The sequence below is a fragment of the Panacibacter microcysteis genome, assembly GCF_015831355.1.
In the GTDB taxonomy this organism is placed as follows: Bacteria; Bacteroidota; Bacteroidia; order Chitinophagales; family Chitinophagaceae; genus Panacibacter; species Panacibacter microcysteis.
Genome location: NZ_JADWYR010000002.1, coordinates 1041481 through 1066909, shown reverse-complemented (window position 1 = coordinate 1066909; position 25429 = coordinate 1041481). Strand labels below are relative to the sequence as shown.

General features: G+C 42.4%; 22 protein-coding genes and 1 tRNA gene. 14 read left to right on the top strand and 9 right to left on the bottom strand.

Translation table 11 applies throughout. The features are described from left to right. Positions 1 to 132 precede the first annotated feature (132 nt). On the top strand, positions 133 to 852 hold the full coding sequence (locus I5907_RS16260; RefSeq protein ID WP_196991859.1) for a hypothetical protein: 720 nt from the start codon (positions 133 to 135) through the stop codon (positions 850 to 852). 115 nt (positions 853 to 967) lie between these two features. On the opposite strand, the gene I5907_RS16255 is transcribed toward I5907_RS16260, so the two are convergent. Both I5907_RS16255 and I5907_RS16250 read right to left on the bottom strand, forming a co-directional pair. Continuing rightward, positions 968 to 1705, bottom strand: a complete 738-nt coding sequence (locus I5907_RS16255) for an FkbM family methyltransferase (protein ID WP_196991858.1) — start codon at positions 1703 to 1705, stop codon at positions 968 to 970. Positions 1706 to 1990: 285 nt separating this feature from the next. After that, positions 1991 to 2064 (bottom strand) — tRNA-Arg (locus tag I5907_RS16250). Between the two features lie 75 nt (positions 2065 to 2139). Here I5907_RS16250 and ung point away from each other — a divergent pair. The 3 genes from ung to cdd all read left to right on the top strand — a co-directional run bounded on the left by ung (position 2140) and on the right by cdd (position 5246). Beyond that, positions 2140 to 2811 (top strand): uracil-DNA glycosylase, encoded by a 672-nt coding sequence (ung, locus tag I5907_RS16245; RefSeq protein WP_196991857.1) that lies wholly within the window; start codon positions 2140 to 2142, stop codon positions 2809 to 2811. A gap of 330 nt (positions 2812 to 3141) precedes the next feature. Further along, positions 3142 to 4677 carry a S26 family signal peptidase gene (locus tag I5907_RS16240; RefSeq protein WP_196991856.1) on the top strand — a complete coding sequence of 512 codons (1536 nt, stop codon included), beginning with the start codon at positions 3142 to 3144 and terminating at the stop codon, positions 4675 to 4677. 77 nt (positions 4678 to 4754) lie between these two features. Continuing rightward, positions 4755 to 5246 (top strand): cytidine deaminase, encoded by a 492-nt coding sequence (gene cdd, locus I5907_RS16235; RefSeq protein ID WP_196991855.1) that lies wholly within the window; start codon positions 4755 to 4757, stop codon positions 5244 to 5246. 142 nt (positions 5247 to 5388) lie between these two features. On the opposite strand, the gene cysM is transcribed toward cdd, so the two are convergent. Together cysM and I5907_RS16225 are read right to left on the bottom strand one after the other, a co-directional pair. After that, a complete protein-coding gene (gene cysM / locus I5907_RS16230; RefSeq protein ID WP_196991854.1) occupies positions 5389 to 6270 on the bottom strand; it encodes a cysteine synthase CysM in 882 nt (293 codons plus the stop codon). A gap of 122 nt (positions 6271 to 6392) precedes the next feature. After that, positions 6393 to 7760: a sulfatase-like hydrolase/transferase gene (locus I5907_RS16225; RefSeq protein ID WP_196991853.1), complete on the bottom strand. Its 1368-nt coding sequence runs from the start codon at positions 7758 to 7760 to the stop codon at positions 6393 to 6395. A gap of 299 nt (positions 7761 to 8059) precedes the next feature. On the opposite strand from I5907_RS16225, the gene mltG reads away from it, so the two are divergent. Together mltG and I5907_RS16215 are read left to right on the top strand one after the other, a co-directional pair. Next, positions 8060 to 9088: an endolytic transglycosylase MltG gene (gene mltG / locus I5907_RS16220; protein ID WP_196991852.1), complete on the top strand. Its 1029-nt coding sequence runs from the start codon at positions 8060 to 8062 to the stop codon at positions 9086 to 9088. 2 nt (positions 9089 to 9090) lie between these two features. Beyond that, complete coding sequence (locus I5907_RS16215) at positions 9091 to 10044, top strand: YihY/virulence factor BrkB family protein (RefSeq protein ID WP_196991851.1); 954 nt, start codon at positions 9091 to 9093, stop codon at positions 10042 to 10044. A gap of 94 nt (positions 10045 to 10138) precedes the next feature. Here the strand turns inward: I5907_RS16215 and I5907_RS16210 are convergent, their stop codons facing one another. Beyond that, positions 10139 to 10588 carry a hypothetical protein gene (locus I5907_RS16210; protein WP_196991850.1) on the bottom strand — a complete coding sequence of 150 codons (450 nt, stop codon included), beginning with the start codon at positions 10586 to 10588 and terminating at the stop codon, positions 10139 to 10141. Positions 10589 to 10907: 319 nt separating this feature from the next. Between I5907_RS16210 and I5907_RS16205 the strand changes: the two genes are divergently transcribed. The 3 genes from I5907_RS16205 (at position 10908) to I5907_RS16195 (ending at position 18792) form a co-directional block, all read left to right on the top strand. Beyond that, positions 10908 to 16007 carry an autotransporter-associated beta strand repeat-containing protein gene (locus I5907_RS16205; protein WP_196991849.1) on the top strand — a complete coding sequence of 1700 codons (5100 nt, stop codon included), beginning with the start codon at positions 10908 to 10910 and terminating at the stop codon, positions 16005 to 16007. A 285-nt stretch (positions 16008 to 16292) separates the two neighbouring features. Then, positions 16293 to 17504, top strand: a complete 1212-nt coding sequence (locus I5907_RS16200; protein WP_196991848.1) for a cation:proton antiporter domain-containing protein — start codon at positions 16293 to 16295, stop codon at positions 17502 to 17504. Positions 17505 to 17739: 235 nt separating this feature from the next. After that, on the top strand, positions 17740 to 18792 hold the full coding sequence (locus I5907_RS16195; RefSeq protein ID WP_196991847.1) for a formimidoylglutamase: 1053 nt from the start codon (positions 17740 to 17742) through the stop codon (positions 18790 to 18792). Between the two features lie 129 nt (positions 18793 to 18921). On the opposite strand, the gene I5907_RS16190 is transcribed toward I5907_RS16195, so the two are convergent. Next, positions 18922 to 19365: an SRPBCC family protein gene (locus I5907_RS16190; RefSeq protein WP_196991846.1), complete on the bottom strand. Its 444-nt coding sequence runs from the start codon at positions 19363 to 19365 to the stop codon at positions 18922 to 18924. A gap of 147 nt (positions 19366 to 19512) precedes the next feature. Between I5907_RS16190 and I5907_RS21815 the strand changes: the two genes are divergently transcribed. The 3 genes from I5907_RS21815 (at position 19513) to I5907_RS16180 (ending at position 20821) form a co-directional block, all read left to right on the top strand. Continuing rightward, positions 19513 to 19869 carry an aldo/keto reductase gene (locus tag I5907_RS21815; protein ID WP_283016285.1) on the top strand — a complete coding sequence of 119 codons (357 nt, stop codon included), beginning with the start codon at positions 19513 to 19515 and terminating at the stop codon, positions 19867 to 19869. Positions 19870 to 19886: 17 nt separating this feature from the next. Beyond that, positions 19887 to 20507: an aldo/keto reductase gene (locus tag I5907_RS16185; RefSeq protein ID WP_283016284.1), complete on the top strand. Its 621-nt coding sequence runs from the start codon at positions 19887 to 19889 to the stop codon at positions 20505 to 20507. 134 nt (positions 20508 to 20641) lie between these two features. Then, on the top strand, positions 20642 to 20821 hold the full coding sequence (locus tag I5907_RS16180; RefSeq protein WP_196991845.1) for a Sec-independent protein translocase subunit TatA/TatB: 180 nt from the start codon (positions 20642 to 20644) through the stop codon (positions 20819 to 20821). Between the two features lie 73 nt (positions 20822 to 20894). Here the strand turns inward: I5907_RS16180 and I5907_RS16175 are convergent, their stop codons facing one another. The 3 genes from I5907_RS16175 to I5907_RS16165 form a co-directional block, all read right to left on the bottom strand. Continuing rightward, entirely contained in the window at positions 20895 to 21728 is an 834-nt protein-coding gene (locus tag I5907_RS16175) for a ferritin-like domain-containing protein (RefSeq protein ID WP_196991844.1), read from the bottom strand. A gap of 23 nt (positions 21729 to 21751) precedes the next feature. Next, positions 21752 to 22471 carry a ferritin-like domain-containing protein gene (locus I5907_RS16170; RefSeq protein WP_196991843.1) on the bottom strand — a complete coding sequence of 240 codons (720 nt, stop codon included), beginning with the start codon at positions 22469 to 22471 and terminating at the stop codon, positions 21752 to 21754. 133 nt (positions 22472 to 22604) lie between these two features. Continuing rightward, the gene (locus I5907_RS16165) at positions 22605 to 23219 is read right to left on the bottom strand and encodes a MiaE family protein (protein ID WP_231402136.1); all 615 of its coding nucleotides are present in this window, start codon (positions 23217 to 23219) and stop codon (positions 22605 to 22607) included. A 282-nt stretch (positions 23220 to 23501) separates the two neighbouring features. Here I5907_RS16165 and I5907_RS16160 point away from each other — a divergent pair, with 282 nt between their 5' ends. Then, positions 23502 to 24596 (top strand): aminotransferase class I/II-fold pyridoxal phosphate-dependent enzyme, encoded by a 1095-nt coding sequence (locus I5907_RS16160; RefSeq protein WP_196991842.1) that lies wholly within the window; start codon positions 23502 to 23504, stop codon positions 24594 to 24596. A gap of 171 nt (positions 24597 to 24767) precedes the next feature. Further along, entirely contained in the window at positions 24768 to 25385 is a 618-nt protein-coding gene (locus I5907_RS16155; RefSeq protein ID WP_196991841.1) for a DUF3347 domain-containing protein, read from the top strand. The last annotated feature ends 44 nt before the right edge of the window (positions 25386 to 25429 follow it).

Genomic DNA, 25429 nt, shown 5'->3' with positions numbered 1-25429 from the left:
TAATTATTACATTTCCGGGCATTGGTTATCAACCACACGCGCTATACCTATAAAGAACAATTAAAAAGGCGTTGCATGCATCAAAGTGTTTTGCTTTTTTTGTAAATTCCATCTGAATCAAACCTATTCATTATGAAGTCCTTATCCGAAACATGGTTTGCAGACGGTTATATAGATTTTGAACTGAAAAAATATACATTACTGGCTTACCTGCAGCGGGTGAATGCATATTTCAACGAAAACAAGCTCTATCCGCAACTGGCGGACGTAATTTTCCATTACAACAACCTTATTTCATTCCGGAAGAATAAGCAATTCTTGCAGGAACAGTTTCCCAAAAAGTTTACCGGCGTACAAATTCAAAAGATTCAACTGTTGTACGAACAGATTATAGAAGACGATGAGTTGATGACTGAACTGGAAGAAATTATCAGCTTTGCGGCAACCCAAATGCAGGCAACCATAACGAATGGTACCGAGATTTATGAATTTGTAGAGGACAAGATCAGTATAAACCCGATTGGTATTGTGCCACTCGAACAAAAAGAGGGGTATTTCTTTTTAAGCAAGAGCTCCACAAAAGATACAAGTGTTTATTATTACAGGCTGAGCATTTTTGAAAAGCACGACGAGAAATACCGCACAATCAAAACTGAATTTATAAATAACTGGTTGCGTAGTTTTTCCAATACATACGAGAATATAAAGTCAGAGCTGATCCGTAACCGTAACATGTTACCAAACCCTGCTGTTTATGCAATAGAGTCTGAACTTGTTTACCCTGTGGAAGAAACATTGTTACCAGTTGCTAAACGTAGCCTGGTGAGGTACCTCACGGAAAATGGTGCCTAGCATGTATACAAAAGCCGCTGATTAAGCGGCTTTTTTGTCATCCGGATTGGATCCAGGATGTTTTAAAAACTTCTTATGTGTAGATAAGTCGGTTAATTTCTATGCTGTAATATTTTTAGTCAAATACAACACAAATATTTTCTCCCCTGAATGTTGTGCTAAAATTATATTTGACAAGTTCAGTAAATACTGCTTTGGAACAACCCGGCTTGTATCTGTCATGTAGTTCTAAAATAAGCATCTTTGTAATACCTGACCACTTACTAATCCCTGCTTCAAAAACTTCCTTTTCTGCACTTTCAATGTCCATTTTGATAATGTCTATTTTGGTTAAGCTATAACTGGATATAATCTGTTCAATAGAAATAGTTTCTATGTTTCCGGATGGATCTTCCAAAGTAATAAATGACCATTTAGAGGCATTCTCATCTATTATTTTTAATCTTGTTGGTTTATGCCATACTCCCGCCTTTATGCAAATGATGTTCTTGTATCGCTCTGTATTCTTTACTAATAGTTCATAATTTGATTCGTCCGGCTCTACAGCTATTATTGTAGCATTTGGAAATAACGACTTGTAATAGATGGAAGCAAGACCAATATTTGCACCGAGATCTAAAATGACATCTGCGCCCCGCCAATAATTAAACTTATATTCTTTGTGTTTGATGACCTGATCGAATGTGGCAATGTCAGATGTTTTGTTTCTTAAAAATATAGGGTGTTCAAAGCCTCTAATTTTCGCTTCAATTATTTCTTTGCCACTGGTTAATTGTGAGTAATAATTTATTCCACTCTTCCCGAACTTTCTAAAATGGTAGAAATACTCATTAAGCGTATTTAATATTTTCATATTGCATATAAATTAGCGAAAACAATTTGAATTTTTTAATCACTTTATCAGGATAAGTATCAATTTGTTCTGTGTGTTTGCCGGTCGGTAAGTATAGTACCATCCTAAGTTAAACCGTTTTCACATTGATAAAATTTCAAAATATGCTTTCTGTTGTTTTAGAATATCTTTAGAATCAGCTAATCATGCAATGTGTAAACGAAAATAAAGCACATCATTAATTGCTAAAGGATAACAATTTTTGTCCTAACTAAAAAAGGTCTATCAATCAAGATAGACCCCTTGTGATCCGGACAGGATTCAAACCTGTGACCCACAGCTTAGAAGGCTGTTGCTCTATTCAGCTGAGCTACCGGACCGTAGCACAATTTTACCTGAGCGGCGGCAAAAGTAATTTTTAATTAGTTTGCACCCAAACCTAATTCAAAAAAAAGATGGATGTAAAAATTGAAAGCTCCTGGAAGGAAGTGTTACACAAAGAATTTACCAAAGCCTATTTTGAGCAGATCGTAGCTTTTTTGAAAATAGAAAAAACCCAGGGGAAAATCATTTACCCGCCCGGCTCACTTATCTTCAACGCATTTGATAAAACACCTTTCAACAAAGTGAAAGTGGTTATTCTCGGGCAAGACCCTTACCATGGGCCCGGGCAGGCTCATGGCTTGTGTTTCTCTGTTCCGGATGGAGTGCCATTCCCTCCTTCATTAAACAACATTTATAAAGAACTGCATACCGATGTGGGCATGCCATTTCCTAAAACAGGTAATCTTTCCAGGTGGGCGGAACAGGGCGTTTTTTTATTGAATGCATCTTTAACAGTGCGTGCCGGTGAGCCGATGAGTCATGCAAAAATTGGCTGGGCCGAATTTACTGATGCGGTGATCAAAACAATTTCTGCTGAGAAGAAAGGTGTAATCTTTTTGTTGTGGGGTAAGTTTGCACAAGACAAGCAGGTACTTATTGATGAAACAAAACATTATGTACTAAAAGCCGCTCATCCATCTCCTTTAAGTGCACACAACGGTTTCTTTGGCTGCAAGCATTTCAGCAAAACAAATGAAATTCTAAAAAAACAATCACTGGAAGCCATCGACTGGAATCCATAACAACTTAACGCTCTATTACCGCAATTGACATTGCAGATCAAGCCTGTTACTGCCGGAAACCTATGCTGTGCTTTGATCTTCGCGTTTGCCCCGTAAAGCGCTTACAGTACAAGAGTGCGACGCAACGGCAGCTACATAGTAGCAATACAGCATGGCTCAACATAAAAAATGACCAAAATCTTTACGTCTTTAAAATGCAAAAAGCGTCTGGCAGATCTTTTTATACTGACCAGCCGTGCCGTTTACTCATCCCTATTTAAGAAAACTTTGCCGAGAATGATTTTGCAAGCTTTAATAGAATGTTATTTTTGCTGCCTTAAACTACACTAAATGGGTTGGATTATTTTTATTATTGGTGCGATAGGCTGGCATATCGGTTTGTATGGTATGTTCAAAAAGTCCGGAATAGACCCTGTAAAAGCTTTTATTCCTTTTTATAATACCTGGCTCATCGTGGAGAAATGCGGTATAAGCAGGCTTTGGTTCTGGCTACAGCTTATTCCTATTGCAGGCCAGTTCATCACTATCTGGATCATTATTATTTATACTATGCACTTCGGCAGGTTTGGTGTAGGAGATCATGCTGCTGCGGTATTTGTTCCTTTTATATACCTGCCATACCTCGGCTTCTCAAAAGATGTGCGCTGGGGCGGTGATAAGGTGATGAAGACCTACAGGAAATCTGCCGCACGTGAATGGATAGATGCTGCCGTGTTTGCAGTTGTTGCAGCCACACTTATAAGAACATTCATTTTTGAAGCATACACCATACCAACGGGCAGTATGGAACGAACCTTACTCATCAATGATTTTCTTTTTGTAAACAAACTCAGCTATGGGCCGCGCCTTCCGCAAACACCATTGAGTTTTCCGTTTGTACATAACACGTTGCCTGCCATGCCTACCACGCCTTCTTATCTTAAGTGGATACAGGTACCTTACACGCGGCTTGGTGGCCTGGGTGAGATAAAACGCAATGATGTAGTGGTGTTTAATTTCCCTGCAGGAGATACGATCATCAATCTCGAAAGCTTTGGTTCAAAAAATCCTTATTATGATGTGTTGAGAAAAGAATTCAATGGCAACAGGGATCAGTTGATGTCGCAATACGGAGATCATATTCTTGTACACCCGATGGATAAAACGGATAATTACATCAAACGTTGCGTTGGTGTACCTGGTGATGATTTACAGATCAAAGACGGTATTTTATATGTTAATAACGAAAAGGCTTTTGTGGCGCCCGATTCCCAGATAGATTACGAGGTAGAGACAAACGGAACGCCTTTCTCACAGGATTTTTTAGAAAATGAACTCGGCTACAAGATTATTTCTGAAAACGGAAATGTGTACGAGCAAAACGGAGACTACAATGAAATTCCGCAATCTAATATCGTGTTGTTGAATCTTACACCGGGTAAGGTAGATATTGTGAAAAAACAACCAAATGTAAAGAGTGTCAAAATGTTCCTGAATACACAACCAGACCCCATGGATATCTTTCCTTACGATAAGTATCATGCCTGGAGCGTAGACAGTTTTGGGCCGTTGCATATTCCCAAAAAAGGCGAAACAGTAGCACTGGCGCAGGATAATATCGATATTTACAGGAGAATTATCACGGTGTACGAACACAATACACTCGAAGTGTCTAATGGCAAATACATCATCAATGGCAAGGAAACACCTTCCTACACATTTAAATATAACTATTACTGGATGATGGGTGACAACCGCCATCGCAGCCAGGACAGCCGTTTCTGGGGTTTTGTGCCCGAAACACACGTAGTGGGTAAAGCATCATTAATATGGTTTAGCTATGCTGATGGCCCGAGATGGAACAGGTTTTTCAGGTCGATCAAATAAACCGCAATAAATATTTACGGAAAATCTCCGCTCAACATTGAGTGGAGATTTTTTATTTATATGCGTAAATTGCTGGTATGAATAAAGTGTTAGCGCAATTTGAATATGAGGTGTACGAATCTTTCAATGAGTTGTCAGCGGCAGACAAACAACTGGTAACTGTGGCCAGAAATGCTACTGCCAATGCTTACGCACCTTATTCCAACTTTAACGTTGCTGCGGCTGCATTACTAACCAACGGACAAATTGTGGAGGGTACCAACCAGGAAAATGCAAGTTTTCCGGTAGGCATTTGCGCAGAACGTGTAGTACTTGCGGCCGTTGCATCTCAATTTCCCGGAACTGTTATAGATACCATGGCCATAAGCTATAATAACCACCATGGCACAAGTTCCAAACCTATCTCGCCATGTGGCATGTGCAGGCAGGCATTAACAGAGTTTGAAAACCGTCAGCACCAACCCATAAGGGTTATACTTACCGGCATGCAAGGCAGTATTTACATTATCAAAGAGGTAAAACAGCTACTGCCACTGCATTTCAGCAGCAGCGATCTTAAAGAAGGTTGATTTTTATGTACCCGGCAAATGTGCAGGTGGCATCATCGTTGCGTCGCACTCTTGTACGGCTAGACCTTTACTGATCAAACGCGAAGAACTCAGCGTATAATGATATTTGCACCGGATATGTTATGCCGGGATCGTGCGCAGGTTAATCGAACAAATCAGAAGACAAATAGCGGTCGCCACGGTCGCAAACAATAAAAACAATTACGCCTTCTTTTATTTCTTTTGAAAGTTTTATGGCAGCATATGCAGCACCACCGCTGCTCATACCACTAAAAATTGCTTCTCTTGTTGCCAGTTTTTTGGCCATCGACCGGGCGTCTTTTTCATCTACTTCAATAATACGGTCTATACGCTCTTTCTCAAAAATTTTCGGCAGGTATGCCTGTGGCCATTTACGAATGCCGGGTATGTGAGAGCCGTCGGTTGGCTGGCAACCTACAATCTGAACATTTGGGTTCTGCTCTTTCAGGTATCTTGATACACCCATTATGGTACCCGTAGTTCCCATTGCAGAAACAAAGTGCGTAACCGTGCCTTGCGTATCTTTCCATATTTCCGGGCCCGTGGTATTGTAGTGCATTAAGTAATTATCAGGGTTGGCAAACTGGTTGAGCATAAGATAGCCTCCCTTTGCAACCTGTTCATTGGCATAATCGATAGCACCTTCCATAGATTTTGCTTTTGGCGTTAATATTACCGTAGCGCCAAATGCTTGCATAGTCAGCACACGTTCTCTAGTTGCATCTTCGGGCATTACCAGTTCTATTGGTACATTGAACATACTGGCAATCATTGCCAGCGCAATACCGGTATTGCCACTGGTGGCCTCAATAAGTTTTATACCCGGTTTTATTTCGCCGCGGTCCAGCGCACCTTTGATCATACCATACGCGGCACGGTCTTTTACACTGCCGCCGGGGTTATCGCCTTCCAGCTTACCGTAGATTTTTACATTTTTGTTTACCGTAATATTCTTTAGTTCAACCAATGGAGTATTGCCTACAAGATCAAGAATAGTTGCCATATCAGGTGCGCTTTGATGCACTGCAATTTAGTAACGAAATAGCTGATGCCTTAAAAATTATTCGCGTTGTGGCTTACAATTTAACACATCAAAAAGCCCCACGTAGTGTGAGGCTTTTTATTCTAGTGCAGTGTATCCATGATAGATTGAAATTCTGCCTGCAGTGCCCTTTCTGCCGGCGTCATTTTGCTTGGTTTAATCGGTCTCTTTTCTTCAGGGTCCAGTACCACGTTGTAAAACCTTCCGGTGCTGTCGTACAGTTTATATTGTGTGTTATTAATCCATCGTCTTACCACGTTCCCGTTCTGTGCATCTGTATCGGGTTTGTAATGGCAGAAAACCCACTCCCTGGGTGTGTTGGGTAAGCCCCGCAACTGGTTAAGGAAACTTACACCATCTACCGGGCCATAGTCTGCAGGTGTTGAAATACCGGCCGCTTCAAATGCGGTTGCGGTAAAATCTGTAAAGTCAATGAGGTTATTATTAACCTGCCCGCCTCTTACGCCGCCTGCGGGCCATGTAACAATCAGTGGAACATGAGTACCATAAGTATTGGTAGAAGATTTAGAACCTTCCTGGTATACACCATCCTGTGTAAACCATATACCATGGGGGGTACCATTGTCTCCTGCAAACACCAGGATGGTGTTGTTAAACAATCTCCATGCTCTTAAAGAATCTGCAAGCATGCCAATTTTTTTGTCCATGTATTTTACCATAGAAGGAAAATAGCTGCTGTCAGAAGGACTCTTAGGATCCCATGCTGCATATTGCGGGTCATCTGGTGTGGGTGAGTAAGGGGAGTGACATAAAGTAATGGGAAAATACACAAAGAAGTTATTCTTCCTGTTGTCTTTTATAAATGACAAAACACGGTCTGTAAAAATATCATCACCGTATTGGTTTCTTACAACATTATCGGGCAGGTAACCGCTGTTCTCATAAATGCGCGGTGTTTTGTAATGAGAGCCGTTATCACCAAGAAATGCGCTCCATACACTATAGCTGTCAAAACCATGCGCTTTTATAGAAACATCCCCACCGTCAAACGCCCATTTACCGGCAACATAGGTTTTGTAGCCGGCGCTTTGCAATACGTTCGACATCATCTTTTCATTCAGATCCAGTATGCCCCACTCATTATAATTACGAAAATTGTATTTACCGGTCATAAACATGGTGCGTGACGGCGAACAAAGCGGCGAGCCGTAACATTGGGTGAAACGCATACCCGCAGCAGCAAGACGATCTATATTGGGCGTTTGATAAGTCTGACCGCCATTTACTGTAGGAAGTCCATACCCAACATCGTCTGCAAGTATGAGGATGATATTTGGCCTGCCGGTGGCTGCCGCTGCATCTGACACATCTGCTGAAACAACAGCGTTGCTGCCAGATAGCTCAGCTGCCTTTTTACAAGACCATACTATCGAACTAATAAGTATTACAGAAAATACACGCGTTAGCAGTTTTGGTACATTAACTTTCATGGTAGTTGGTTTATGGACGGATCGATTGGTTTGTTTAGCCCTGGTGTTGCGATAAAAATAAAGCTATTCGCCGATATTTCAAAACGCTAAAGCTCTTACTGTCAACCATATGTTTATGTTACTTCTTAATGATTGGCAAGTATTTGTTCTTTGCTGCCATCTTCGCACTGCTCAATAATGTGTTGCAGTTGAAGAGTGCGACGCAACGATGATGCCACCTGTACTTTTGCCGGGTACCTAAAAAAACAAATACTGCGATTGAAGATTTATTGGTCATTGATTTGTTATTTTGACCCTGAATGAAAAAAATATTCTTATACGTTGTTGGTTTGCTGCTGATTGCCGGTGTGGCATTTGCATGGTTGCTTTTCGGGCCGGGAACGGGTTTTAACGGTGACAAAAAATACCTGTATGTGAGACCGGGAAATGATATGCAACAACAGGTACAGGCACAGGTTGATACGGCAAACCTGTTTAGCTTTCCTGCTATTTTTAAACTGGCAGCCAATAATGCCGGTGTGTGGGATAAACTGAGAGCAGGGCGTTTTGAAATAAAAAAAGGTGCAAGCATTGTTACGGTTGTGCGGATGCTGCGCAACAACACACAATCTCCGGTAAAACTGGTCATCAATAAATTGCGGACCAAAGAAAATTTTGCACGGCAACTCGGCAAAAATTTCTCATTCGATTCTGCTGCAGCCATGAATTTTTTATCCAGTAATGATTCTTTGCTGGCCCTTGGTGTAGATACCAATACGGTTTTTACTTTGCTTATTCAAAACACTTACTTCTTTAACTGGTACACGCAACCGCTTACTGTATTGGAAAGGCTGAAGGAAGAGCACCAGAAATTCTGGAATGAAACAAGATTACAGCAGGCGCAGGAGCAGGGGCTAACACCTGAACAGGTTTATACCATTGCATCTATAATAGATGAAGAAACCAATAAACAGGAAGACAAAGGGAAGATTGCCAGTGTTTACATTAACAGGATGAACAAAGGCATGCTGCTTGGAGCCGACCCGACAGTGAAATATGCGCTGCGCGATTTTGCGCTGAAGAGAATCTATTATAAACACCTGGCAGTAGAATCTCCTTACAACACTTATAAATACAAAGGATTGCCGCCCGGCCCCATATGTATTGCCGCAACCTCTACCATAGATGCAGTGCTGCAGGCACCTAAAACAGATTATCTTTTCTTTGTGGCCAACAGCGATTTTAGCGGGTATCATCATTTCAGCAACAGTTTTGCAGAACATGATAAGTATGCAAAAGAGTACCAGCGTGCGCTGGACGATCTTATCAGGAGCAAACAAACACAGTAGTATTGAGAAAAATTGAACGTATTATATTAGAATCCAAACCGGTAACTTCCTTTCGTGAGAAAAGTAAGCAGCTTATCATTCCGGGGTTCCAGGGTTTACCACTATACGAAGTTTGGCATTTTTTTATTGGCCAGATAAAGCGCGAGGGGTTGAACACCAGGGCGGCCGCTATTTCTTTTAATATTATTATGGCTATACCTGCAGCGTGTTTGTTCCTGTTTACTTTGGTTCCTTATTTTCCCGTATCGAAAAGTATTCACAACGAGCTGATCGGGGTTATTGCAAACATCAGCCCCAATGAAGATACCCGAAAAGTGATTGCAGATTTTCTGGATGATTTTTTCAATAAGCCAAAAACCGGCTTGCTTTCTATTGGTTTTATGCTTGCATTGTTTTACACCTCCAATGCAATGATGGGTATTATAAGAAGTTTTGACCGTTCTCTACTCGACAGGGCAAAACCGAAATTTCTTGGCAAACGTCTGCGGGCTATCAAGCTCACCATCATACTTGTTATCCTTTTTATAGGAACGGCCATTATTTCAGCAGGGCAGGGTGTGTTGTTTAATTACATTATGGAAAAGCTGGGTATTGAAAACGACAACACCAAATACCTTATTCAAAGCCTGCGATGGCTGGTGGTAGTGGCGTTATTTTTATATGCGGTGGCGTTTATTTATAAGTTTGCCCCCTCTGTGCAAAAACGATGGAAATTGCTTTCACCGGGTGCCGTGCTTGCCACGCTGTTAATGATACTTGCCACCTGGCTGTTTTCGTTATGGGCGCAGAATTTTTCCAACTATAACAAGTTTTACGGGTCCATCGGTTCGCTGCTGATCATTATGACGCTGATTTTTATCAACGCATTGATTTTGCTGATCGGTTACGAACTCAATGTTAGTATTACTTATCTTAAAAGGCACACGGATAAACTGAAATTGAAAAAAAAGCAGTAATCAATGTTTTGATACCGGCAGCGGAACTTTGGGCATCGTCCCTTGCGTCGCAATCACTTCATCTGTATATCTGTGGGCAGCAGCAACCTTCGCACTATTTTATTTCCGCAATGGCAGCATTCATTACTGATAAAGCAATACTGTCCGTACCTTTTGGCAACCGGTATTTTGTTTTAAAGCTGATGGAAGCATTTGGTTTTATTACTTCATCAATCACATCTTCGTGCTCTTCTGCCATAGCCCCGTTTTTATAACACAACATTTTTACCCGGATGTCAGTATATGCAACAATGCTTGCCTTATTTGTAATAGTCCCGCGGATCACTGTTTGGCCGATAAGATTTTTCTTGTCGTCGCCTTTTACCATCAAAAACTTCAACGGGTGTTTTTTCTCTTTCGCTTCAAGACTTTCTTTCTGATCTACGTAAGATTGTTCATTTTCTGCTGCGGCGTCACCTGAAGAACAGGCAGGAAGAATCATCAGGACGAAAAGCGAAGATGTTACCAGAAGAAATTTTGAGAACAAACTTTGACTAGCTTTCATAGTTGTAATATTAATGGAATGTTTAGAAAAATTTTAATAACGGCTTTTAATTTTTAACGCTTTAAGGATGTATAAATGTTAATATAAAGATTAAAAATTGCTATAATTTATAGTTCCGCTAACATAAAATACAACATTTTGTAAATGTGTCCGTTTTCAGGAACATGTTGTGTATGAGTAAAGAAAGATTTTAAAAGCATGCCCACAAGCTTTGCAGTATAACTTGCTGTTAATTAAATCTTAATTATTCTAATATATAATAGTATATATATTCGCTTAAGTAAAACGGTGACCCTGTTTTTACTGTAAAACCAATATCATGAAGACTGCACCCCCTAATAGTGCTCCGTTCCGGAGTATAATGGTTATATGTTTTATGGCCATTTCGCTTGCCACACTTGCGCAGACTACGCTTGTAAACTACAACTTTGATGTTTCAAATATTACCAACTATCCAAAATTCTACTCCAGGTACGTCAATGGCATTTCATCTGTATTAAGTTCAGGAAGTAATTACAGCCAGGCGCTGCACGACGGCTCAAGCAGTTTTGCCGGTACTGTTACGGGAGCATCTGCCTTTACAGCAAATACCACAGCTTCTCCAAACAGGATCGTTGCATTAAGTGGTACAAGTGCTCAATATTTCAACTTCAGGCTTACCGGTTCAAGCCTTAAGGCATATTCAAATTTTAAAGTTTATTTTCAACACAGAAGAGGTACTACAGGTACATCCACGATAAACACTATTCAATACAGCGTAGATGGTGCAGCGTTTGTAACGATAGCGACTGCGGTTGCAACGTCAACGACATGGCAGGAGTATCTTTCTTCAGCCCTGTCAGTCACACCGGCTACGTCTCTTGATATCAGGATCAATTTTACAAACAGTTCCACCAGTGGCATTTTCGCCGTAGATAATTTTCAGGTACAAGGCCAGGGGCCTGCATCAGCCACCGTTTGTATCGCACCCAATCACCCCGTGGCGGCGAATTTATTTGCATCCACTACCGACAACATGATCGCTTCCTTCAGGATGGATGCACATGTAACATCTATCGCTCCATCAGCAATCACCGTTACAACCGGTGGTACTTACATTGCTACAGATTTTGCAAACTTTAAACTCTGGCAAAATTCCTATAACTCTTTATACGGCGCCACACAGGTAGGCAGCACTGTTTTAACTGCTCTTTCCGGCGGCAACATTACATTTAATACCGGCTTCAGTAGTATTGCTGTAAATAAGTCTTCTTATTTTTTTATTACAGCCGATGCACTTGTTACAGCTACTGCAGGAAGAACAATCAATATTACCACTACTGCTTTCACAAACTTTAGTTTTTCAGGTACGCCTGCCAAGGTGGGAACCACACCAGTAAGTGTGGGAAATACTTTCACGATAGCAAGCAACAGGAACAGGTATACACAATCATCCGGTTCTGGCAACTGGGATAATGGTAGTGCCGTAAACCGGTGGGGTACTGCTTCAGGTGGTCCTTACTCAGGCAGATGGGTGCAAAACGGTACGGCGAATTTGGAAACTGCCGGTGAGACAATCCAGATGGATGCAACAACCGGTGCTACCGCGCAGCAGGTGAATGTAACGGCTGCCAGTTTCAATGTGCAGTCCACACTTACACAGGTTACTACAGGTCTTACACTAAACAGCCCTGCAATTATCGACGTTTCAGGTTCCAACACACTCAGGTTATCTAACAGTGCCGGTGGTAACGGCAACGGTAATCCGCTGTTAACAAGCTATGGCTTAAGAAAAGAAGGTACTGGCGAAGTAATGTTCTCACAGCCTTTTTCTATTTATAATTCCGGATTGTCTGGGCCTATTTACATAAACGGAGGAACGCTTACAATAGGAGATAAGTCTAATACAAACAACCCCAATCTGTATGTGTACGATAATGATTTCTTTATCAACAATGGTAAACTGACAATTGCGGCCTCCACCAGCACATTTGCATCACCGGGCTTTATAAGGTCTCTAACTGTGGATGGTTCAGGCTCTAATACAGCGTCAATAGAAATTTACAATACCGGCACCACCGGTTCACTATATTCAGAGCCTACGACAGATGATCGTTATCCCCAACTGGCAATTGATATGGTTCCGCTTACGATTAAGGGTACCCTGAACTTCGGTTACGCGGGTAACATCTCTGGTGTAACTACCGCTATGGCGCTTGGCAACGTAACATTGACCGGTAACGCTACTTTCAAAACGCAAACCAACGGTGTCGGTAATCTTGCTTCATCTTCCGGGATAATCTCCAACCTGGAACTTGCAGGCGAAGGCGGACGAAGCGGTTTATCTGGCACGCCTGCAATCGGAAATTTTGGTGTAACTGACAATGGTTATACACTTACTGTGTTAGGCGGCGGAAGCAACTCATGTGACGGAGGCTATGTAAGCATAAACGGAGATGGCGGTACCAGCACAGGCGCATGGAGCGTTGGTAAATCGGATGGTACTGAAGCGGGCTACCTGTCTATCAACGATGTGGACGGCATGACTTCAGGCAGTATTACGGTTTACAACAACAGCCAGCTGGACATCAATGTAACGGGCGCTACCGTCAACATTGCCAAGACGCCGACAATCAACCTGAATGGCGCTAAATCTTTCTCTTACTACGGTGCACTGGCCTTATACAACAGTACTGCAAACAGTTCAAACTCCTGGGCCAGCCCGGTAGTGGTAAACAGCACTGACGCAACAATCGCGTTGTACAACAACGAGTGGATCATGGGAGGCGCATTCACAGGTACAGGCACTTTGCAATTATGGGCCAATACATCCACACACAATCTCACCCTTACATCAGGGGCCAATACATGGAGTGGCGGAACAAAAATACTGAGTGGTATTCTTAATGTCAGTTCAGGATCATCCATCAGCACAGGTGCATTGACAATGGCACAGCTAAGCGGCTTCGATACACGTATAAACTTCAATAACGCTGCACAGACCATAGGCGCCTTGTCATCTGCATGGGTAAATACTACAGGCACAAGAAGCCAGGTAATCAATCTTGCTACAAATCATATTCTCACGGTAAACCAATCCACAAGTACAAGTTATGGCGATGGTGCGGTTAATACACTTACAGCTATTATCTCCGGTGCAGGAAACCTGATAAAAGATGGCACCGGCACATTAACGCTCACCGGTGCTAATACATATACCGGTTTAACACAGGTAAAAGCGGGCACATTGCAATTGAACAGGCTGTACACAGCCTCTGGTTCTGTATTGCCTGCTACCAATAATGTACATATTATAGGAGGCACACTGCGTGTTACAACCAACCAGACCCTGAATGATGTTATTCTATCTACCGGCACGTTACAGGTAGACAACGGAGTTACATTAACTATCAATGGCACACTTACCCTTGTAAATGGTTCTATCAGTCTCGTGGGTACAGGTAAAATTGCCTACGGTGCTTCCGGCCGCGTTACGTATGCGGGCAGCAATCCACAAACAACCTCCACGGCAGAAATCCCTGCATCTGCCGGGCCCAAAGGAATTATTGTTGACAATAACACCAATTCTGGTGTTACCCTCAGTGCTAATGTAGCCAACCTTACCGGCGCATCAGTTGTAAATGGCTGGCTGGATTTTGATGGTAAAACAATGACTGGTACCGGCGGTACTTTTACATTGAATGGTCTTGTTGGTCCCTACAGTTTTACCGGCACAACTTCAACTTCGTCTAATGTAATTACCAATGTATCCAGCACTGCGGGTCTTGGGCTGGGTATGAGGCTTATCAGTTCAGCGTTACCGGGAGGTACATATATCATCTACATCAATCCGCTGGTGGCAAACAGCGTAACGATCAATAACAATGGATCATCTAACAGCGTGGGCGCATCGGTTACAGCAGCATGGCGTGGTGGCCTTAAAGTGAGCCTGCCAAACGGTATCGGCGATGGCAGCACCAGCTCACACGTACAAACAACGGGAACAAATGTGTACAATTCAGGTGCAAATTATATCTTTAAAACACCAACAAGTGGTACCACAATATTCCCTGCATTCCCAACTGTAGGAACACTTTCTTATAGCCCCGCATACGACGTAGCCATCCAGGCTGGTTCTGCCAACAAAGTAATTCTGGGCACATCGCAGGATATAGAAATATCACATGATCTTACATTGACCAGCGGTTTATTTGTAACCAACAACAACCTTATTACATGGGCCAACAGTGGTGGTATATTATCAAGTCCAAACAGTCCTTTTGCCACTATGAGTACCGCTTCAAATACAAGTTACATTGTAACCGCGACCAACACCGGGGCTGAGTTGTCTGTATCCGGTGCATTCACGGGCAACAAGGGTTTCAGGATAAAAAATGTAGGCAGCAGTACAGATATTTATTTCCCTGTAGGGTTAAAATTCAGCTCACCAAACAGGATGATGATCAACAATACCGGCACTGCAACAGACATCACCGTATTACTGAAAAGTGGTGATCTTGCTCAAACGCCGGGCGCCAGGGTCAACCGCATATGGTATATGCATTCTTCCGTAACCAGCGGTGTAAAAGCCAATATGCGCCTGTTCTTTACCAAAAAAGACTGGACAGGCTGGCCCACCACACAGGAAGAAGTAGAATCAGGTTTTGTTTACAACGATATACATCTTATCCAGAGAAATTACAGCGGCGCCTTTGTCAACAAGTCTGCAGGTACAGATGTAAGTGGCGCTAACTTTATAAGTGGTACATATACCAATACAGAAGTTTATGGACAATATTCCATAGGTGTAAGTGCTGATGCCGGCGGTGCAACAAACGGTATCAACAGCTTCTCCAGATTCAGTCTCGTTAATGAATACATCGTTCTACCGGTACATGTTACCAACATAAAGGCTTTTCAACAGGATCAGCATATACGCGTAAACTGGACAGCACTCAATGAAACCAACATTGATCACTACGAAGTGGAAAAATCACTCACAGGAAATGATTTCAAAGCCATTGCAAAAACAACAGCGCTTAATAACAATCAGCCACAGAATCTTTACGGCATAACAGATATGCAGGTAAATGCAGGCAAACAATACTACCGTATCAGGATCATTGCAAAAGACGGTGAAGTAAGCTATACGGCTGTTGTTTCAGTAAACATCAATGGCGGAAAACCAGCCGTAACCGTGCAACCCAACCCTGTTCAAAACAAAGTTGCCAACCTCCAGTTCAACAATATCCCGGCAGGTAAGTACCAGGTGCAGTTGTACAATAGTGTCGGACAAAAAGTATACAGCAAAGTAATCGATCATAATGGCGGGTCATCATCGCAGCAACTTAATCTGCCATCATCGGTTATTGCAGGAAATTATATATGCAGGGTGTTTGGTGAAACTGCCAGTTTCAGCATAACACTTGTTGTGGAATAGTTTGATGGATTATGTAAAACGTAATAGTTTATTCAACCGGCTATGTCTATAGCTGGTTGATTTTTTTTGTACCAAACTGCAGTGCATGTATTAAGCTTTTGTTGCGTCGCACTCTTGTACGGTTGAACCTTTACGGGGCAAACGCGAAGACCGAAGCAAAGGTTTCTCACAGGCATGCTTCAGCGTATTGGCCATAAAGTGCCATTTGAATTCCACGCCTTGTTTTTATTGGTATCACATTGTTTATTTAAAGTATTTTTCGCCATCTTGCTTAAAATACGGTGAATGAATTTATCTACAGAATTAGTGCTGATCATTATTGCCTCCGTGGTGGTAGTTTCTTACCTGTTTTCAATAGTATCGAATTATATCAAGATCCCTTCTGTATTACTGTTGCTTATCACAGGCATCCTTACGAGGATCGTTGCAGGACAACAACACTGGGAAATTCCTGTGCCCGAAAAGCTTACTGAAATGCTGGGTGCAGTGGGGTTAATCATGATTGTACTGGAAGCCGGCCTCGACCTGAAGCTGGGAAAGAATAAACTAGGTTTAATACGCAGTTCATTCTTTGCAGCGCTGTTTATTTTCCTCTTATCGCTTGCAGGCATCAGCACGGCGTTGTACAACATTTTACATGAGCCATGGATCAATTGTATTGTGTACGCGCTGCCACTGTCTATCATGAGCAGCTCTATTGTTATTCCCAGCCTTCACCAGTTAACACAACAGAAAAAAGAATTTCTTATATACGAAGCATCTTTCAGCGATATTATCGGTATCCTTATGTTCAACTATTTTATCGGCGATAAAATAATGACGCTTGCTTCTGTTGGTTCTTTTTTCCTTAGTATTATAATCGCTATTGTATTGTCACTCATATTTTCAGTGCTATTGTTCATCATACTAACCAAGGCAAAAACAAACGTCAAATTCTTCCTTGTTTTTGCATTGCTCATTATCCTGTACGAAGGTGGTAAACTGATGGGGCTGCCTTCGCTCATTATAATCCTTGTTTTCGGTTTACTCATGAAGAACTGGCAGCTTTTGAACCATCCACGTATTGCCAATATGTTCCCCAAAGAAAAAGTGGATGAAACAACACACCTGTTGCATTCACTTACTGCAGAAAGCTCTTTTCTTATACGTACTTTCTTTTTTATACTGTTTGGGTTTTCTATAGATATTAGCCTCATTGGCTCAACGCAGGTAGTACTCATCGGCAGTATAATTGTTGGTGTATTGCTGATCACCCGTTTTTTTTACCTGCGTTTCTTCCTGCGCGAAAGTGTTTACCCCGAAGTGTTCTTTATTCCACGTGGCCTTATCACCATCCTCTTGTTTTATAAAATTCCCGATGCGCTAAAGCTTACCACGTTCAATGATGGTATTCTCTTTTATGTAATTCTCGTTACCAGCCTCATCATGATGCTGGGTATGATCTTCTACAAAAAAGACAAAAAAGATATTGTGGAAGATGACCTGCTCGACAGGTAATAACAGCACAAAACTTCGCCTGCAAAAAATATATTGGCTGGTCTGTGAGTAATGTTGCATGGCCTTGCTGCCGGGTCTTCGCACCAGCCCAGTAAAGATTCAAGTGTACAAGAGTGCGACGCAACGAAAGCTCAATGCATGTACAACAGCCGGGCTCCAAAAAAATTCTTTTTCTCCCTCACGCATAAGTTGTTAACTTAACAAACACGTTTAAAGACCAAAAAACACTCTTGCCATGACTCATCTAAAAGTTTATAATAAACAGGACGTATTGCTTTTAACCAGACTACGACGATTCGAAACCAAATTAGGTGAGCGTTTGCAAACTATAAATGATGCAGACCGGATTGAGGAATCGCTGGCTGCCTCTACCGCAAAGTATGTACTGGTAGGTGTTCCGGAAGATACCGGTGTGAAGGCCAATTATGGTAATGGCGGCTGCGATACAGCCTGGATGCCCTTCCTGCAGGCTTTCTTAAATATTCAGAGTAATGACTTTTTGCCTGGCGACAACATGCTTTTGCTGGGGCATTTTGACTTTAGTGACCTCGGTCTTGTAATTGAAGAAAACGCAGGCAGCTACGAAGAAAAAATTGAAGCATACCGTCACGCGGTAAACACCATTGACGATGAAGTAGAGCACCTCATCAAACTTATTACATCGCATAAAAAAATACCTGTAGTAATCGGCGGTGGCCATAACAATGCATATGGTTGTATAAAAGGGGCTGCCAAAGGTTTATACAAGGCAGGCCTCATACCTTTGGCGCAGGTTAATGCTATCAATTTAGATGCGCATGCAGACTACAGGCCGCTCGAAGGCAGGCATAGTGGTAACGCATTCCGCTATGCAGATGAAGACGGATACCTGGCCAAATATTGCGTTGTTGGCCTGCACGAAAACTATATACCGCAAAACTGCTGGATAGACATTGTGAATGACCCATTCATAGATGTGATTACCTATGAAGATATTTTTCTGCTGGAAAAAAGAAACTTCATGCAGGCCATTGCCCACGCAACCAGTTTTACGGAAGACACTTACTGCGGTATAGAGATCGATCTCGACAGCATTCAAAACACGCTCAGCAGCGCAGCTACGCCCAGTGGCATACTGCCGTTGCACGCAAGACAGTTCGTTACTTTTTCTGCAAGCGATAGCAAGATCGCGTACCTGCATATTTGCGAAGGTGCATCACGCATCAGCGATGGTCGCAGCGATGCAGGTATGGGAAAACTCATCAGCTACCTGGTGAGCGATTTTGTAAAAGCTGCAGAAGCCATGTAGTATTTATGTAGCAGGCTGCATTACTACTATGATGCACCTGTTGTGTCACTCACTTGTACGCTTTTATCATTATTCAGCAAAGTGCATACAGCATGCACTTTAACGGTCATGCTGCATGCAGTCATTGTATTATTCAGCTTCGGCAAGTTGCTTTACGTTTTGCAAAGCTGCCGGGCAGGTATTTAAAAAATAATCTTTAAAGTCTTCGGTAATGTCCATATCAAGCTGAAGTAATGTGTTGTTGCCTGTTTCTGTAAGTGTGTAATTTTCTTTTGAGCCACTCCACTGCTTTACCCTTTCGCTGGTGGTATCTTCTGCGCCGTCTTTTACTTCTCCCAGGTGTTCAAAAGACATAAACTCGTTTGGCCTGTTTGCCGCAACCCGGCTAACCATACCGCAACCATTGCCATCCAGGAACAATACTTTGCTGTCTTGTTTCCAGTTATCGGTTACAACGTGCGAACCTTCAGAAAAAACAGCGGTCCATTTCCGGTAGGTGTCATCACTCCACAATATTTTCCACACTTTTTCTTTTGGGGCCTCAATGTTTACAGATAAAGTGATCTTTTCCATAGTTTGTAGTTTTAATTAGCAATCTGTTTATTTGATAGTGTAAAGGTGCTCAATAGTTTAGTTTTACAACAGGTAAAAAGCGACATAAATCGGGCTGATTGCGGCAATATATTTGCAGCACAGGTCATCTACAATAAACATACAATCATGAAATACAGAAAGCTTGGCAACACAGATCTGGATTTATCAGAAATAACGTTTGGCGCATGGGCCGCCGGCGGCTGGATGTGGGGCGGCAACGAAAGCAATGATGCAATAGCAGCAATTAGGGCGTCTTATGACTTAGGCGTAAATGCCATTGATACAGCGCCAATTTACGGCCAGGGTGCCAGCGAGGAAATAGTTGGCAAAGCCATCAAAGATATACCCCGTGATAAGATACATATTCTCACCAAGTATGGTATGCGCTGGATGATACAAAAGGCAACTTCGCTTTTAAAAGCAAAGACAACAGCGGTAATGATATTAATATTTACAAATATGCCGGCAAAGAAAGCGTTATAAAAGAATGCGAAGACAGTTTGAAAAGACTGGGTACTGATTATATAGATCTTTACCAGATACACTGGCCAGATGTTACCACGCCTATACCTGAAACAATGGAAGCCGTGGCGCAATTGATCAAAGATGGTAAAGTACGCTATGCCGGCGTGTGCAATTATGATGCGGCGCAAATGCAGGAAGCGGATAAGCATGTAATGATCGCAAGCAACCAGGTTCCGTACAGCATGGTAAAGCGCGATATTGAAAAAGATGTAGTGCCTTACTGCCTCGAACACCAGAAAGGTATTCTTGCATATAGCCCGCTTGAACGCGGTTTACTCACTGGTAAATTAAAACCTGGTCACCAGTTTGCTGAAGGCGACCACCGCGCAGGACTGTATTTTTTTAAAAATGAGAATATTGAACGCACCAACAATTTTCTTAATGAAATAAAACCGATCGCAGATGCAAAAGGCATCAGCCTTGGCCAGTTGGTGTTGTTATGGACACTAGAACAACCAGGTATTACCATTGCACTGGCAGGTGCCAGGAATGTGCAACAGGCTACACAGAACGCCAGGGCCGTAGACGCTTCTGTATCAAACGAAGAAGTGCAAACAATCACCAACGCATTGAATAAACTGCAACTGGTTAAATAATCGGTTACCCATGACTAAAAAGTGCTGCAGTTTTTTTGCAGCACTTTTTTTGTATTAATCAAATCCATATTCTTCTACATTTCGTACATGATGCTGATACCGTTTTTATTATCTGATATGCTAAACCTGTCGTTATGGGAAATCTTGGATTCAACGAAATTCTGCTGATTGCCGTTGTTATTCTTGTTCTTTTCGGTTCACGTAAAATACCTGAATTTATGCGTGGCATTGGAAAGGGCGTAAGAGAATTTAACGATGCGAAAAACACCGCCACAAAAGCATTGCAGGAAGATATTGCAGAAAAAGGTGTTTGATTTTTTTTGATTTGTGGTTATAAGAAAAAGGCGTTCATTAAGAACGCCTTTTTCTTTTTGTGCCATGCTATGTTTAAACGATGAAGGGATCTACAATGGCAAGAACCTGGTCCATTGTCAGCGGCTCGTCAAATGATTCTGTTGCATCCTGCATAGAAATGTCAAAACCATTAATGCCTACAATTTCAACGCCCAGTTGGTTGGTGGTTTCTTCTCCGTTGTAAGAAGCCTGTACAGAAGGGCCAACACCCGCTGTGCTTTTATTGGTGATCCACTGCCTGATAGATTCATCATTGGTGCGGAGATATCTTTTATAACGAACGTGAGATGCATGTCTTGCTTCCACAGAATGTATCTGCAGGGCTGCAGTTAAGATCGTATTGTCAGAAATCAGGTTACCGGCCTGGCCTTTGTAAGCGCGTACACCGGTATCTTCAAAAGTTTGAGATACGGCAAGAAATGTATCGTAGTTGCTGAATACATCAGGGTATGTGCCACCTGCAGTAAAGTCGAACTTAGGTTTGGTTACCGGTGTGCCGCCCAAAGATTGTATGGTAGTTTGTAAAAAAGCCACATGTGCTTTTTCATGATCCCTGATGATTACAAATGCTTCTTTGGCACGGTCGCCTGGTATTAACCCGCTGGTTGCAACGCCTTTAATATAATAATCGGCTTCCAGGTACTCCAGTGTTAACGCAAAGTTCAACACATCAACAATGGAGCTGGTACTGTTTGTACCTGCGTAGGCTTTCTTAAAAAAGCCTCCTAACGCAAGCGGTACAGCCGCCAGTGCAAGTCTGCCAGCAGATTTTGTATAACTGCGTATTGTTTCTCTGCGGGAATCAAGCCTGTCTGAAACTTCAGGGTCGAACTTTTCTATTTCGTTTAAAATATTTTTGATGTTCATGGTAATAGTTTTATTGATATGAATTACATAGGGAACCAGGTAGCATTTAGTGGCGTTAGAATGAAAGGATCAGCAGCCGCAATTACAACAGAAGGCGGGTTGGCTACATCCAGCCCATTTGCGTCAACTACTGTACTGTCTGCAAAAGATACAGGATCTATAAGGTCTCTTATAAATGCTGCGTGCCTTGCTTCTACAGAAACAATTTTACCGGCAGCAAGCAGGTAGTCTACACTTTTTATCTGGTTGGCCACACCATTGTAGGCAGAAACACCAAGGTCTTCGAACGTTTTGGCATTGGCGAGAACACTCGATTTTTTAGTGAAGTCAATCGTGCTGAAATCGAATTCCAGTTCGGGAATAGCAGACGAACCCAGTGCTGTTTTAAAGAATTCGCGGTGTGCAATTTCATGGTCTCTCACCTGGCTGAATCTCTTTTTTTCATACTCCGTGGCACCGGAATAAAAGCGGCTGGTAAGCATGATATAAAACGATGCTTCCAGTTGCTCCAGCAGGTAAGCATAGTTTAATATGGCAATATCGCCTTTTCCAAAATTCAGGTCTTCTGATGAAGTTGCTGTAATGGCATTGTTAACCGGTTCAACATTCTTTTGACAAGCTGCAAGGGTACCGATAGCTGTAAGGCCCACAAGCTGGCCCAGGAAATTTCTGCGTGAAGATGATGATGAAGAAGCTGATGCAATCTCTTCCCGCTTTGGCGAAAGCGTCTTGTTTGTTAGCATAACAAAGTTTTGTTTAATGAAAAGAGCTGGTTTCTTTGTTAGCTACGAGATGCGATTACATGTGGTTTTACTTTTTTAAGATTTCCTTAAAATATTTTTATAAGAACCTTTTTTCAGCAGCAAAAAGCTGTTACTAATGAATACGGTCTCCCCGCAATGTAAGCTCCTGCATAATTGCAGCTTCGTGCTGCAGCCATTGCAGCCAACGTTGGCGCACATGTGTTTTATCAATGTATGTTTCTGCAAGTTCAATAAACAGGGCATAGTGCCCGGCTTCACTCTCCATAAATCTTCGGTAAAAATTACGCAGGTATTCATCGTCCAATCCTTCGCTCAAACGTTTAAAACGCTCACAACTCCTGGCTTCTATTAAAGCCATCGTCAGTAGTTCATCCAGGAAACGGCCTTCAGCAGCACCACCTTTTTGCTGGAATGCAATCAGCCTGTTCACGTATTCGTCTTTGCGCTGCCTGCCAAGTGCCAGTCCACGCCTGTGCAATTCCTGCAGCACCAGCCTGAAATGGCCCCATTCCTCCGTTACCACAGGTGCCAGCTCTTTAACCATCAGTTCTTTGTCAGAATAACGTTGTATAATAGAAATACAACTCGTGGCAGCTTTCTGCTCGCAGTATGCATGGTCTGTAAGAATATCCTGCAAACTCATTGATGCCAGGTTTACCCAGCGTGGGTCGGTAGGCAGTTGCAAACCCAGGATATTTTTTTGCGCTTCCAGGTTTTGTTCCATCATAATATGATTTTGTCCGCCGTCAGTGTTTGTTAGTTGCACTGACTGCTTTATTTGTTATTGTTTCAGCGGTAGCATTTACCGGCGTGAAAACCCAGTTTAATTATGTTATCAAATGTAGTTTTGTATGGCATCGCCTGTTGTGTCACTCACTGCACCGTCCCGTTTTTATGGCGGCTGCAGCGTTCCGGCAATCAGTCATGTTATCAGTAATACCACGCATACATCGCTTCTACACGGTTGCTGTGTTGCAAATATCTGCCACAAAACTCTACATTTGAAAATATGTACAATGATGCTTTCCTGCGCCGCAAACTGGATGAACGCGAACAGCAAAACGCATTTCGCCGCTTAAAGTTAAACACCGGCAACGTTGATTTTTGTTCCAATGACTATCTCGGTATTATAAAAAATAACCTGCTTGCACCATTACTTGCTACTCATACTTATGCTTACGGCAGTGCAGGTTCAAGATTATTGTCGGGCAATTATGCACTGACAGAAGAAGCGGAAGCGCAGTTAGCCGCATTTCATAGTGCAGCGGCAGCACTTATTTTCAACTCCGGTTATGATGCCAATGTAGGGCTGCTGTCTGCCATACCACAACGCGGAGATACGATTATTTACGACCAGCTTTGCCATGCGTCCATCAGGGATGGTATAAGACTTTCGTTTGCACAATCTTTTTCTTTTGCACATAACGATGTGGAAAACCTGGAAAAAAAGCTCAAACAAACAGAGGGCAATGTATTTGTGGTTACCGAATCAGTATTTAGTATGGATGGTGATATTTGCCCGCTGGAAGCAATCGTTACCACCTGCGAAAAATACCATGCGCACCTTATACTGGATGAAGCGCATGCAACTGGTGTAATCGGTGAAAAAGGAGAGGGGCTTGCACAGGCATTGCAACTGCACCAGCGCATCTTTTGCAGGATGCATGCTTTTGGTAAAGCAGTGGGTTGTCATGGCGCGGTGGTGCTCGGTTCTGCAACACTGAAGGATTACCTTGTAAATTTTGCACGCAGTTTTATTTATTCCACCTCGCTGCCACCACACAGTATTGCAGCAATCCGTGCTGCTTACCATATTTTTCCAGGCATGGCGGCGGAACGTATGCACCTGCAACAGCTTATCACTACATTTAACAATGCTACGATAGCCTGCAACAGGCTTGCATCTGCCACGCCCATACAGGTGGTAATTATTCCCGGTAATGAACAGGTAAAAACTGTGGCCGCAAAACTACAGCGACACCGGCTGGATGTAAGAGCCATACTCTACCCGACCGTTCCAAAAGGCGCAGAACGTTTACGCATCGTGCTGCATGCCTTTAATACGACAGATGAACTACAGTTGCTCATGAATTGCCTGCAATAAAACTGTTTGCGTGTGCGCAGGCCGAAGATGGAACTGTTGCAATGTGTTATAGCGTACAAGCGTGCGACGCAAGGGACGATGCCATGAAAGATGCTGCCCGGCTCATACACCTTCCATATAAAATTTGTGCACGCATGGATATATATGATATTTTTGCCGCAAATTTCTGAGATGAAAAAAGGTTTGATATTTCTTGGTCTTGCAGTGGCGATTGGAGCCGTTTACTTTATTTTTTTTAATAAGGATGAATCATCGCAACCGGCACCGGAAAAACAGCAACCCCTTGCCCAGGGCAGCAACAGCGAAAGGTTTAATAAACCATTCAATGATATGCTGAACAGTTATTTTGAACTGAAAGATGCGTTGGTTGACTGGGATACAACAAAAGCTTCATCAGCGGCAACACAACTGGCAGATCTTGCCGCAAAAGTGCCGGTGCAGGAATTGAAAGCTGATACAACAATCATAGAAACTGCCCGCAGCTTTATTGGTTCTGTAATAGCAGAAGCACAGGGTGTGGCAGGCGAGCAAACGATTGGGGAAAAACGTAAATCGTTTTATACGCTTAGTGATAACCTGTACAATTTGTTGCGTACGGTAAAGTATGACCAGCAGGTGATCTATTATGATAAATGCCCGATGGCATTCAATGAAGATGAAACTGCATACTGGCTTGCCAACAAACGCGATATTGTAAATCCATATCTTGGTAACAAACATCCAAAATATAAAACCAGTATGCTTGGTTGCGGTGAAATTGAAGATTCTATCAACTTTGTAAACAGGTAAAACATACTGGGTTTACCGTGAAATAACCTTCCTGCAACTGAACT

Bases quoted from the DNA above. Each gene is read 5' to 3' on its own strand.
- I5907_RS16200 (WP_196991848.1), top strand. From the start codon at position 16,293: ATGAATTTATCTACAGAATTAGTGCTGATCATTATTGCCTCCGTGGTG.
- I5907_RS16175 (WP_196991844.1), bottom strand. From the start codon at position 21,728: ATGAACATCAAAAATATTTTAAACGAAATAGAAAAGTTCGACCCTGAA.
- I5907_RS16155 (WP_196991841.1), top strand. From the start codon at position 24,768: ATGAAAAAAGGTTTGATATTTCTTGGTCTTGCAGTGGCGATTGGAGCC.
- I5907_RS16170 (WP_196991843.1), bottom strand. From the start codon at position 22,471: ATGCTAACAAACAAGACGCTTTCGCCAAAGCGGGAAGAGATTGCATCA.
- ung (WP_196991857.1), top strand. From the start codon at position 2,140: ATGGATGTAAAAATTGAAAGCTCCTGGAAGGAAGTGTTACACAAAGAA.
- I5907_RS16225 (WP_196991853.1), bottom strand. From the start codon at position 7,760: ATGAAAGTTAATGTACCAAAACTGCTAACGCGTGTATTTTCTGTAATA.
- I5907_RS16260 (WP_196991859.1), top strand. From the start codon at position 133: ATGAAGTCCTTATCCGAAACATGGTTTGCAGACGGTTATATAGATTTT.
- cdd (WP_196991855.1), top strand. From the start codon at position 4,755: ATGAATAAAGTGTTAGCGCAATTTGAATATGAGGTGTACGAATCTTTC.
- I5907_RS16160 (WP_196991842.1), top strand. From the start codon at position 23,502: ATGTACAATGATGCTTTCCTGCGCCGCAAACTGGATGAACGCGAACAG.
- mltG (WP_196991852.1), top strand. From the start codon at position 8,060: ATGAAAAAAATATTCTTATACGTTGTTGGTTTGCTGCTGATTGCCGGT.
- I5907_RS16190 (WP_196991846.1), bottom strand. From the start codon at position 19,365: ATGGAAAAGATCACTTTATCTGTAAACATTGAGGCCCCAAAAGAAAAA.
- I5907_RS16240 (WP_196991856.1), top strand. From the start codon at position 3,142: ATGGGTTGGATTATTTTTATTATTGGTGCGATAGGCTGGCATATCGGT.
- cysM (WP_196991854.1), bottom strand. From the start codon at position 6,270: ATGGCAACTATTCTTGATCTTGTAGGCAATACTCCATTGGTTGAACTA.
- I5907_RS16195 (WP_196991847.1), top strand. From the start codon at position 17,740: ATGACTCATCTAAAAGTTTATAATAAACAGGACGTATTGCTTTTAACC.
- I5907_RS16205 (WP_196991849.1), top strand. From the start codon at position 10,908: ATGAAGACTGCACCCCCTAATAGTGCTCCGTTCCGGAGTATAATGGTT.
- I5907_RS16255 (WP_196991858.1), bottom strand. From the start codon at position 1,705: ATGAAAATATTAAATACGCTTAATGAGTATTTCTACCATTTTAGAAAG.
- I5907_RS21815 (WP_283016285.1), top strand. From the start codon at position 19,513: ATGAAATACAGAAAGCTTGGCAACACAGATCTGGATTTATCAGAAATA.
- I5907_RS16165 (WP_231402136.1), bottom strand. From the start codon at position 23,219: ATGATGGAACAAAACCTGGAAGCGCAAAAAAATATCCTGGGTTTGCAA.
- I5907_RS16210 (WP_196991850.1), bottom strand. From the start codon at position 10,588: ATGAAAGCTAGTCAAAGTTTGTTCTCAAAATTTCTTCTGGTAACATCT.
- I5907_RS16180 (WP_196991845.1), top strand. From the start codon at position 20,642: ATGGGAAATCTTGGATTCAACGAAATTCTGCTGATTGCCGTTGTTATT.